Source organism: Flagellimonas abyssi, assembly GCF_019457905.1.
Classification (GTDB): domain Bacteria; phylum Bacteroidota; class Bacteroidia; order Flavobacteriales; family Flavobacteriaceae; genus Flagellimonas; species Flagellimonas abyssi.
The window spans coordinates 1-10,003 of record NZ_JAHZSV010000065.1; the positions used below are offsets into that span (position 1 = coordinate 1).

General features: G+C 36.4%; 12 protein-coding genes. 4 read left to right on the forward strand and 8 right to left on the reverse strand.

Translation table 11 applies throughout. The features are described 5' to 3' along the window. On the forward strand, nt 1-270 hold a 270-nt coding region (locus tag K1F36_RS19510), incomplete at its 5' end, for a transposase (RefSeq protein WP_258539157.1). A gap of 402 nt (nt 271-672) precedes the next feature. Here K1F36_RS19510 and K1F36_RS19515 read toward each other — a convergent pair. From K1F36_RS19515 to K1F36_RS19545, 7 genes are all read right to left on the reverse strand, one after another. Next, nucleotides 673-1,044: a KTSC domain-containing protein gene (locus K1F36_RS19515; RefSeq protein ID WP_220115283.1), complete on the reverse strand. Its 372-nt coding sequence runs from the start codon at nt 1,042-1,044 to the stop codon at nt 673-675. After that, nucleotides 1,034-1,357: a hypothetical protein gene (locus tag K1F36_RS19520; protein WP_220115284.1), complete on the reverse strand. Its 324-nt coding sequence runs from the start codon at nt 1,355-1,357 to the stop codon at nt 1,034-1,036. The genes K1F36_RS19515 and K1F36_RS19520 overlap by 11 nt, the downstream gene beginning before the upstream one ends. A 633-nt stretch (nt 1,358-1,990) precedes the next feature. Further along, nucleotides 1,991-2,983, reverse strand: coding sequence for a DUF2806 domain-containing protein (locus tag K1F36_RS19525; RefSeq protein ID WP_220115285.1), 993 nt, complete (start codon nt 2,981-2,983; stop codon nt 1,991-1,993). Between the two features lie 170 nt (nt 2,984-3,153). Further along, complete coding sequence (locus tag K1F36_RS19530) at nt 3,154-3,492, reverse strand: hypothetical protein (RefSeq protein ID WP_220115286.1); 339 nt, start codon at nt 3,490-3,492, stop codon at nt 3,154-3,156. Nucleotides 3,493-3,495: 3 nt separating this feature from the next. Beyond that, a complete protein-coding gene (locus K1F36_RS19535; RefSeq protein ID WP_220115287.1) occupies nt 3,496-4,584 on the reverse strand; it encodes a fibrobacter succinogenes major paralogous domain-containing protein in 1,089 nt (362 codons plus the stop codon). A 752-nt stretch (nt 4,585-5,336) separates the two neighbouring features. After that, complete coding sequence (locus K1F36_RS19540; protein WP_220115288.1) at nt 5,337-5,684, reverse strand: hypothetical protein; 348 nt, start codon at nt 5,682-5,684, stop codon at nt 5,337-5,339. 1 nt (nt 5,685) lies between these two features. Continuing rightward, a complete protein-coding gene (locus K1F36_RS19545) occupies nt 5,686-6,906 on the reverse strand; it encodes a HEPN domain-containing protein (RefSeq protein ID WP_220115289.1) in 1,221 nt (406 codons plus the stop codon). A 144-nt stretch (nt 6,907-7,050) separates the two neighbouring features. Between K1F36_RS19545 and K1F36_RS19550 the strand changes: the two genes are divergently transcribed. From K1F36_RS19550 to K1F36_RS19560, 3 genes are all read left to right on the forward strand, one after another. Continuing rightward, nucleotides 7,051-7,458: a helix-turn-helix domain-containing protein gene (locus K1F36_RS19550; protein WP_220115290.1), complete on the forward strand. Its 408-nt coding sequence runs from the start codon at nt 7,051-7,053 to the stop codon at nt 7,456-7,458. Between the two features lie 88 nt (nt 7,459-7,546). Continuing rightward, nucleotides 7,547-7,729 (forward strand): hypothetical protein, encoded by a 183-nt coding sequence (locus K1F36_RS19555; protein ID WP_220115291.1) that lies wholly within the window; start codon nt 7,547-7,549, stop codon nt 7,727-7,729. After that, entirely contained in the window at nt 7,726-8,202 is a 477-nt protein-coding gene (locus tag K1F36_RS19560; protein ID WP_220115292.1) for a nucleotidyl transferase AbiEii/AbiGii toxin family protein, read from the forward strand. Before K1F36_RS19555 ends, K1F36_RS19560 begins: the two co-directional genes overlap by 4 nt. A 293-nt stretch (nt 8,203-8,495) precedes the next feature. On the opposite strand, the gene K1F36_RS19565 is transcribed toward K1F36_RS19560, so the two are convergent. Continuing rightward, nucleotides 8,496-9,716 carry a site-specific integrase gene (locus tag K1F36_RS19565; protein WP_220115293.1) on the reverse strand — a complete coding sequence of 407 codons (1,221 nt, stop codon included), beginning with the start codon at nt 9,714-9,716 and terminating at the stop codon, nt 8,496-8,498. Nucleotides 9,717-10,003 lie beyond the last annotated feature (287 nt).

The following is a 10,003-nucleotide window of genomic DNA, read 5'->3' on the forward strand; positions in this document are numbered from 1 at the left end:
ATCTATACCACCAATGCCGTGGAGGGCTTCCACCGCCAGGTACGCAAGGTCACCAAGACCAAAGGGGCCTTTACAAACGATATGGCCCTGCTCAAGCTGGTCTACCTGGCCACCAGGAACATCGAGAAGAAATGGACATCGCCCCTGCAGAATTGGAGCCTGGTGGTCCAGCAACTTTATATTAAATTTGGGGAGAGGATTCCCTTGGAATTAAATCCCAATCCCTCTGGGGCTAGCCCCAGAGGGATTGATGGATCGGACAGAGTTTAATTTACAGACCCCAAATAACCCACATAAAGTATTTATTCACACCTTTATCACTAATTAAATACCTTGTGAAGCCGATAATATATATCATAAATGCTATATAAAAATAAGACTGTCCAATTCCGGAAACGATGCTACCAATTATATATCTGATTTCTTTTTTGTCATAAGATTTAAACCCAATTAGCGCGCCTGGTAGTCCTGCAACATTCAAAATTATAGGTCCAATTAACTTGGATATCAAACTAAATAAGACAATTGAACCAATTATTATTAGAAATGTAATCATCGATTTTTATATTTTATAAGTTTTGTTTTGCTAAACTAAGGCTCCAGCATAGTTTCGATACTAATTGCTCATTTTAAACATTCAACTTCGGAAAGTACAATGTCTCAAATCATATCTTAGATTATTAATTGGAATTTACCTTTTATTCTCGAATTATAGAATTTACCAAAGGAATCAGCTTTCTTAAATTCATTCCACAATTCTTTCGGTAGGTTTTTATGTATGTATGTTTTTTTCTTTGTCTTAATTAATAAATATCCATTTTTATTATCACAAGAGTAAAATTCTGCTCCTAAAATCCAAGAACTTTTTCTTGTGTTACATTTATCGGAAAATCTAAAATTAGTTCTCTCAATAGATTTTTTTGCCTGATCGAAATCCGTGAAGCTCTCTTTTAAGTCTGAACAATTTTGAGAGTTACAAGAAATAGATAAAAATGCAATAGTGAACAACAGAAAATAGTTTCTAAAATTTATATCAAAACTCATATTGTAAGTTTTTAAATGCGTTTTCCACATCACTCATTTCACTTTCAACATCCCAAACATTAGATTGCCAATCTTCCCAAGTAAAATCATCAATTTCACTCTTTAAATCGTCAAGTTCACTGCCTAATTCAGAGGTATAACTTTCAAGAGTTGATATTTTGTCAGTTGCTTCTTCTAATTCGTAATTGCAGTTATCCAATTCAGATTGTAAGTCTGCAATTTGAGAGTGTAAATTTTCAATCTCAGATTTGTTACAACTTGTTAGGAACAGACAGATGATCGAGGCAAAATTGATAAATGATTTATTGCTCATATTTATTCGAGTTTATATATTGTTGCTAAATAATAGTCAACTTTCTTAATACATTCTGTTGAATATTTGCATAACCAAAGTATCCATTAAATTTTCATACAAACGGGTGTCTTTAAACACCTATGTTTTTAATTTTTAACAAAGCATTGTTGTGAATAGGCTGACTGTAAATTTTTGGGGAAGGAATTAAATTTATGAATTTTCAATAACTTGGAAAATGTGGAATCCCGTAAAGAGTTGAAATAATTTCATTCCATTCAAAAGTTGGCTGCTTTCGTTTTTGTTTTGCTTCGCAAAAGAAAAATGTAAAGCAAGACGACAACACGCCAAAGCAGTGTTGTGTTTGTTAACTACCTAATAAACACAACTTTATATTTGTTAATTAAGGAATTTTGAACAGAACAATGGGACAGTGTACTCTCGAATACACTGAAAACATTAAGAACCCTCTGGGACATTAAAGCACTTTATCCGGTTTGCGTGTATGATTAGTTGCGGTTTTCATAGTATTGATTTTGCAGGTTTGCAGGTGTGGATTAGAGGGTTGGGAGAAAATGCTGCTTTTGTGCTGATTGCCACAATTAATGATGCACGCATTTGTCATGTGTTTTTACATAAAAATTCAATATTATACTACTTTTTAAAGATGTCCGTCCATCGCAATGTTTCCGATTCTAAAAAAGTATGTTCATGTAACATATTTTCATCTGTCCTGCCAAATTCCGCAACTAATGATTTTATTTTTCCATTTTTACTGCCTCTTGATAAAAGGGCAGGAACAATTTTTTGTAAATAATCGATTTTTTGGTCAGAGTATGAAACCAATCTTGCCAATTCTTGGCCAATTTCAGTAAATAATTGGCCTTGTAAAGTTATTTCACCAACATCATCCCGATTATTACCCTTTATTTTTATCGCCATTTCACCGTTTTCTATCCAGACATAGTCCTTTCCTTCAATTGGACCGAAAGACACTGTGACGGGGAAATTATAAATTGAAATAAGATTTAAATCTTCGAGTAGTCTAGTTCGTTTGCTATAACCTAATTCAGGAAAATTCTCCCTTAAGTAACTTTCTGCAAACATTGGAAACAGGACATTTCCATTTTGGTTGATCAGAGAGTATGTGACAATTGTCTGAAATGTTTTTGCCTCACGCACAGACATATATTTGAGTGTTAGCAAACTTCTTTTTGAGTATGAACCTGGTTTTTCAATTTCTTTAGCTAGTAGTTTGGCCCAAATTAATTGCATCTGAGAATTTGAAACGTCCTCCACAAAACTGAAAAACTGAGTAGCCCAGTCCTTATCCACTTCTATATTGTTCACACGTCTACCTTTTAGCTGATTGGCGGTTTCAACTATGACATTATCCCTATTAATTTTTTGCTGAAATTCCCTTGATAATTTTTCTTGTTCTAAAGCAAGGTATTGCTCCTTTATAACACTTTCATGAATAGCTAGGGCTTCTACTTTAGCTCTAGCCAAAATCTTTATAGCCTCTGCATCAGCTTTTGCTTTTCTAACAACCCTTGTAGGCTCGAAAAGTACTCCTATGCCAGAACTGACAGTTTCGATTAATTTGGTAATGGGTTTACTAAGCTCTCCTAATGGAAATTCAGACATTTTATGAAAGTTATATTCTGTATTATAGTGCTTGTCAACGGTCTCCTATGAGTAGTTGCGTGGTTCAGCGATTAACTTAGCAAGTACACACCAAACTGAAAATCCGTGAAGATTTTCAGAAGTAGGCGAGAACAAGCAATCACTTATAGCTTTGTTATAGTGTCGTTTTTTTATTTTACTTTAAAGAGTTCGTCTCTGAATGTTTTCTTCCAAATATATTCCAATGGGTTTTCTCTAAATCTCGAAATTAAAATTGACTTAATGAAGTCAAAGTCAGATTTAGATTCCACATAAACGTCTGCCTCGAAATTACCAGATGGATATTCTGTAAAATCTATATGCCACTTACCTTGAGCCAAATTATTTATGTCCAAAATTAATTTTTCTCTAAAACCTTCTTCTTTTTCATATATTTTATTTCTCATTGATTGTGAAAGTTCAACTTTACCTTCTTCATTAAAAATTGGACCATCAAATAAAACCGAAGTTGAAATTCTTTTGTACTTCATTTTTTAATCTTTAATTAACCTAATAGACATTCCAGATGTTTTTTGAGCTGCCCCAGTACCTCTTAAACCAAAAGTTAAATGACCTGTTATGTCTCTGAATTTTGCAGAAACACTTCCACTTTCTGTAGATGACCACCAACAAGAATATTTATCAATCCATTGAAATTCTCCAACGCTACCTCTCAATCCACCAGGTAGTGCATTAAATCCTGTTCTATTGTTCAAGCTGGGAACTAATGCAGGTGAGCCTGTTCCGGCACTTGCTGTTCCTTGCTGAAACGATGTTGAAGCAATTGCTTTTCCTAATTTGTCATCTGAAGCTGAACGGTCATAATTATAACCGGCAGAAATTAAATATTTTTCTAAATTTTCCCATTCTGAATCAGAAGGAATATGCCAACCTTGAGGTGCTAAACCTCTTGAGTCATTTACGGCATACCAATTATACAATTTACCAGAAGGTTCATTATTTGAATCATTTCCATAATAACACCAAGCTCCCGAAGTTAAATTTTCCCATTCCGTTGCATCTTGCACTTGTGGAATTACATCTCCATTTCTATATCTTGAAACATTAAGGTTTTTTGCAGACCATTCTTCGCCATTAATAACTAAAGTGGAATATGAATTGCCATCAATATCATTGAAGTCAGTTCCGTTGACAATTAATGTATCTACTGTGCGAAAAGTAATTTGATTTCCATATCCAATGCCTGTACTCTGGTTATTTCTTGCATATGCTCTTACATAATATTCTGTATTTTGTTCTAATTCAGACATAACACTACTAAAATCATTACTTCCAGAACCATCATTAGTTTTGGTTACGAGGTCAATTGTTGGATTTTCCGTTGTACTCCAAACAATTCCCTTGGCAATAATTGGAAATCCACCATTATCACTTATTTCTCCACCAGATTTTGACGATAAATAAGTAATGTCCTCAATAGGGTTCGTTGTTAATGTAGGCGCATAATTTTCAGGTTCAGGTTCTCCATTCCCGTTGTTACTATCGTCAGAGGATGAACAAGAAATTCCGGCAAATAAAATTGATAAAATAAATAATGTTCTAAAATTCAAATATTTTCTCATTGGTTAATGTTTTCGTTAGGTTGGTCAAAATGCATCACAACTTGTTTATTTACCCAGCATATATTTGCATATACCTCCAATTTGGTTGGCTATGCCCAGAAAATTACTGGACGAACATTAAATTTGGGGGAGATTTAGCTAAAAGTAAGAATTTTCAATAAACTGGAAAATGTGGAATTCCGTAAAAGGTTTAATAATTTCTTCAAGGGTATAAATTAGATTCCAAAGTTTGATTGCTTTCTTTTTTGTTTTGCTGTGCAAAAGAAAAATGTAAAGCAAGAGGATAGCGCGCAAGCGCGGCGCTATTGATTCATTTTCCTTCGGAAAAGCCCAATTTTAGTGAGATTTTTGAAAATACTGAACAATGGCATTTATTGCATTTTTTACTAAAAAAGGCCTTCAGCCCAGTAAAATCAATGGATTTTTGACTAAAAAATGGTTTTTTGGAGTCTAGTGTAAGTGTGTAATAGACCTATTTTTAGGTGTAATTTATTTTAACACCCAATCTCCCGTTTTTGATGAAAAAATGCTCTCAGCCCAATAAAATCAACGAATTTTTGGTGAAAAAATGGTAGATTGATGTTAGGACTGGGTGTGGATTTCTAATCATTCCTTCGGCCTTTTGATATTTTTGGATTCAACCCATTTTTAACTGAAAAACACGCTCAGCCCAGTGAAATCAAGAAATTTTTAATGGAAAAAACAAGAATTAGGTACTTATTTGGAGCAAAAATGATTTTGTTATTTCTATATCAGTCCTCTTCTTTGGACTTCTTTTCTTCCCTATAAAATAGGTTCAAATGGTCCATCAAGGCCTCTTCCCCGACAGGCATCAAACGGTTGGCTATGGTCATCGCCTGATGTATGAATTCCTCTTCGTTCCTGTCCATCACATCATCCGAACCAAGATCTGGATTTATTGCCCTCATGGATAGGTATAGCAATGCACGTACTGTCAACAACAGATCCGCATGACCATCAAGATAAAAGAAAGTGGGTTGGAACTTGTCCTTGAACCATGGATGGGGAACCAAGGTAGGGGAATGGTCATTTGAGTGAAGTCTCAAATCCTTTATTAGCTTTTCTTCGTTTGGATTCATATCAATGGGTTTCTTCGGCAACAGTTGTCTGTTGTTCCGATAGCAGTTTTTTGACCTTGTCCAAGAATTCCATTTCATCATGGGGTATCAAATCCAGTATGTATCCCAAAACCTCACTTACATTGTGGTGGGGCTGGGGGACAATGCGTGTAGGGATATATTCATTTTCCAATGCAACGATACAGACCTTGATTAGGTTGGAGATCATAAAAGAGGTTTCACAATATCCCTCGGTAATGAGTTCGGTGCTGTATAATCCCTTTTCTGGGATATAGGGGTTCAAGGCATGGAAATACATTTTTTCCAGTTCCTTCAGTTGACCAATTAACGATGCCTCATTATTGTTTCCTACTTTCTCGGTTACTTTCGGGAATGCTTTCTTAAAATCCTTTCCGATTCCATCGATTTGGTCTTTGCACTGGTCAAGGTGCCTTTGGAAAATGGATTCCACTTCTTGGATGAAATCCTTCATTTGTGTTTGGATGGCCTTGACCTGTACTTTAGTAATCTCAAACTCGTTGCCATAACGGGCAACGCTATAGGCATGTTCCAACAGCAATAACAGTTCATTGTTATCCATTCCAGAAGATTCCGTAAAAGGTTGGAGGGTGGGAAAGAAGTGTTTGCAATAGTTGATATGACTGATGATACTGTGTGTTACCATGCTCCTTCCTATGCACATCTGTTCAATGAACCGGAACGAAAGCTCAAAGGCTTGGTGCATGTTGAAAGTGGCAATGGCATAATCTCCTTCCTTGATCAAGATGTCCGAAGTATTTGCAAAGGCATTTACTTTAGCCAGTTCCGATTTGTAATAGCGAGAAGCCCTCTTCATAAGAGTCTCGTATGCCATTGTTGAATAATCCATGATATTCTCTCCTTCTGAATTGGCAAAAACATTTTCTCCCAGACAGCAGTGTTCCAAGAAAAAGAGCGATCCCCTTTCAAGACCTATCTCCGATTGGTTCTCGGTATAGACCCTTATCCTGAAATCGGGATGCTTCTTTCCTTTTTTGGCTACCAGGGAACGGATCTCATTAGGTAATGGGTCATTATTGACATCCACAAAGAGGGTGAGGAAATAGTATTCGGAGTTGCCCTCCTTCTGCTTACTGGACAGAAATGCACTGTCAATGGTTATGATGTTCAGGATGCTGTCGAGCAATTCAGAAAGCTCTACGGCTCTTTCAAAGTTTTCTGGTATGTTTGTGTCATGTATCATAGAAATGAGTTTAAAAGGGTTTGATAATCACTGACCATATTAAGACCACATTTCCGAGTACCGCACTAAAAGAGATTGTACTTTAGTGATATTGAATTGTATTTTACAATCGGATTATTGTACGAAACACCCTATATTTGAGTTATGCAGACAAAGACCAAGAACAACCATATAGGCAGAAAGATCAGCAGGATCAGGGAACTCCGTGGCATGAAGCAGGAAACCCTTGCCGAGGAATTGGGCATCAGTCAACAGGCCGTCTCCAATATTGAGAACAGTGAAAAGGTGGACGATGTGAAGTTGGAAGAGATTGCCAAGGCCTTGGGAGTCACCAAGGAAGGGATTGAGAATTTTTCAGAGGAATCCATATTTCATAACATCAACAACTTTAATGATAACAGTGTAAATAATGGGCCTCTAAACAATTTCCATTGCACGTTCAATCCATTGGATAAACTGGTGGAAGCATATGAGGAAAATAAAAAGCTTTACGAACGTCTTGTTCAAGCTGAAAAGGACAAAGTTGCCTATTTGGAAAAGCTGATCAAATAGCTTGTTTAAGCTGCATTGATTCCCACCCTTTATTGGCTCTTGCCAATTTGTAATATCTTTATATCATAGAACGGTAATATATAGGCAAATGCAAGTTCAATTTCGTACCAAAGATGAGGCCAATATGGAACAGGAAAGGGATTTCTTGGCACTTTCCCCTATTGAGCGTGTTTATCGTTTCTTGGATCTGATGCAGCGCATCAACCGATTTCCCACAAAGGCCAAGCATGATGAGAATAAATTCATCATACAGATTACTACCGGGAAATGAGACAATGGAAAGAGGATATCGACCTTTTTTTGGAAATGACCAACAAGCACGGTGTTAGGATGCTCATGGTAGGTGGGGGTGCCGTCAATTTTCATGGTCATCAAAGACACTCTGCGGATGTTGATTTTTGGATAGACCCAAATGAGGACAATTTCAAAAGGTTAGTGAAAGTATTCAATGAAATGGGATATGAGATCGAGGATTTCCCAAAAGAAGTGAAGGAGGGGCATCAAAACATTTCCATTAAATTCTCCCCTGCCGATCTCAATCTAGAGTTGATCACCAATTTTTCAGTGAACAAAAGTTTCGACCAAGCTTATGAGGAAGCAGAGGAAGCTTCCTTGGATGACCAACCCCAACTAAAATGGAAAGTGTTGAATCTTGATGACTTGATTACAAGTAAGATAAAAGCGGGGAGGCCCAAGGATCTGGCAGATGTCCAACAATTGAAGAGGATCAACAATAAAAACTAGTTTGAACGGTCTTATCTTCCAATAGACTAACTGATGGGTCCTTCTCAAAAAGGTTCATTAGGAACTCTTCAAAAATTAATTGATTTTGCCTCGCTCAGTAGTATTAGTTTGTGTAAGATTTGGGGCTTGCAGCACTTCACTTCGTTCCGTTCGCTTTTATTTCAGTTCCCTTTTGCGACCTTCGGGAGCAAAAGCAAGATTTGTCATGACAATGACACATCTTGAATTCAATCCCAAGTGTTGGGATTTCATAGTGTTAAAGGGTTTATTCCAGAGGGTATAAAAGTCACGCTTTATATAGAATTAAGTTCCAATTGATAAGTGTCAAGTACATTGCTAGGTAAGGACTTAAGATAAATTTGGGTGGTACTGAGTTTGTTATGGCCCATCATTGCGGAAATGGCTTCCAAAGGAACTTTTTTGAACATCGCATGGGTTGCGAAACTATGTCTTGAAACATAGGAAGTCAAACGCTCTTCAATCTTACATTCTTTTGCAATCTCTTTCAGACCAATGTTGTAACGTCTAAGCTCCCATTGGGCATCTTTGTACTGTAATTCCAAAGTATCCCGATAAATTATTGGCAATAAAAAACCAGAGGGGTTAGGATGGTCCAGATAATATTGAATAATAGGTTGAATCTGGTCGGTTATAATTATATCGTAGCGTTTTCCTGTTTTACGTCTTTGGAATTTAACACGACCATCGATGATATTATCCCTTTTCAGAAAAGCCATATCAATAAAAGACATGCCTAACATCAGATAGGAAAGAATAAAATAATTGCGATAGTGAAAATGATTGGAACCAATCTTGGTTTTCATTTCAAGTATTTTCTTGATGCTTTCAATTTTAATGGCTCTTTTTTCAGTCGGCTTGGTTTTGATGGTGTAGTGTTTAAAAGGGTATAGAGCTTCATCCACCATACCCTCCTTGATTCCCTTATTGTAGATGGCCTTGATCGTTCTCATATAAGATGCAATTCCATTGATGGTATTGCCTGGTTTTGATAAATGGTGCCTTTCAAATCGTTTTAAGAATTCAAGATTGAGTTCATTGAATTTTAAATCCCTATTGTTTGTAAATACTTTTAGCCGCCCTATGATTCCGGAATAGTTTCTTGCAGTGCCTATCCGTTTTTCCCTAATAAGCTCTTCTGCTTTTTGAAGACCGAACTCATAGAATGAGTTTAACCGTTTTCTATTGACAATTTTATCGGCAATGTCTTTGGCTGTTAGTCTATCCAATTGATCATTATCGGCCAGTCTATTGATTACTTCTTGTGCCTTGAGTTGTTTTTTTAATAAAAGGGTATTCATCAAGTGAACCGAATCAACATCTGGAAAATTTCTTTTTACTTTGCACCTGTGATGATCCCAGTATTCCTCTGGGACATAATGACCTGTTTTGATCGAAGTGGTTTTTCTAAAATGGGTCAGCCTCAAAATGATGGGAAAACATCCATTTTGGGTCATTCTGCGGGTGTCCAAACTTAGCTTTATACTCGTGTTCATGAACATAAGTTATAAAAAAATTTGCACGCAATTTGCACGCAAAAGCTTGGTTTCAATTGATTCCGTTTGAAATCAAAATTTATTAAAACGTTGATAATCAATTAAATAATAGCAAATTTAATTTTGCTTGTACCCCATTCGGCGACGCTGTTAATCAGAGGGTCCTTGGTTCGAGCCCAAGAGGGGGAGCATCCAAAGCAAAAGCCACCGAATTTCGGTGGCTTTTTTTGTTGGTACTGTGCAACTTCGTAGTTCTTTTCCCATGTGGTACATCTAACTTTAGTACC

What these genes read in the sequence shown, in the direction of transcription:
- K1F36_RS19565 (WP_220115293.1), bottom strand. Translation starts at nt 9,716, where the DNA reads ATGAACACGAGTATAAAGCTAAGTTTGGACACCCGCAGAATGACCCAA.
- K1F36_RS19535 (WP_220115287.1), bottom strand. Translation starts at nt 4,584, where the DNA reads ATGAGAAAATATTTGAATTTTAGAACATTATTTATTTTATCAATTTTA.
- K1F36_RS19545 (WP_220115289.1), bottom strand. Translation starts at nt 6,906, where the DNA reads ATGATACATGACACAAACATACCAGAAAACTTTGAAAGAGCCGTAGAG.
- K1F36_RS19530 (WP_220115286.1), bottom strand. Translation starts at nt 3,492, where the DNA reads ATGAAGTACAAAAGAATTTCAACTTCGGTTTTATTTGATGGTCCAATT.
- K1F36_RS19520 (WP_220115284.1), bottom strand. Translation starts at nt 1,357, where the DNA reads ATGAGCAATAAATCATTTATCAATTTTGCCTCGATCATCTGTCTGTTC.
- K1F36_RS19515 (WP_220115283.1), bottom strand. Translation starts at nt 1,044, where the DNA reads ATGAGTTTTGATATAAATTTTAGAAACTATTTTCTGTTGTTCACTATT.
- K1F36_RS19540 (WP_220115288.1), bottom strand. Translation starts at nt 5,684, where the DNA reads ATGAATCCAAACGAAGAAAAGCTAATAAAGGATTTGAGACTTCACTCA.
- K1F36_RS19560 (WP_220115292.1), top strand. Translation starts at nt 7,726, where the DNA reads ATGAGACAATGGAAAGAGGATATCGACCTTTTTTTGGAAATGACCAAC.
- K1F36_RS19525 (WP_220115285.1), bottom strand. Translation starts at nt 2,983, where the DNA reads ATGTCTGAATTTCCATTAGGAGAGCTTAGTAAACCCATTACCAAATTA.
- K1F36_RS19550 (WP_220115290.1), top strand. Translation starts at nt 7,051, where the DNA reads ATGCAGACAAAGACCAAGAACAACCATATAGGCAGAAAGATCAGCAGG.
- K1F36_RS19555 (WP_220115291.1), top strand. Translation starts at nt 7,547, where the DNA reads ATGCAAGTTCAATTTCGTACCAAAGATGAGGCCAATATGGAACAGGAA.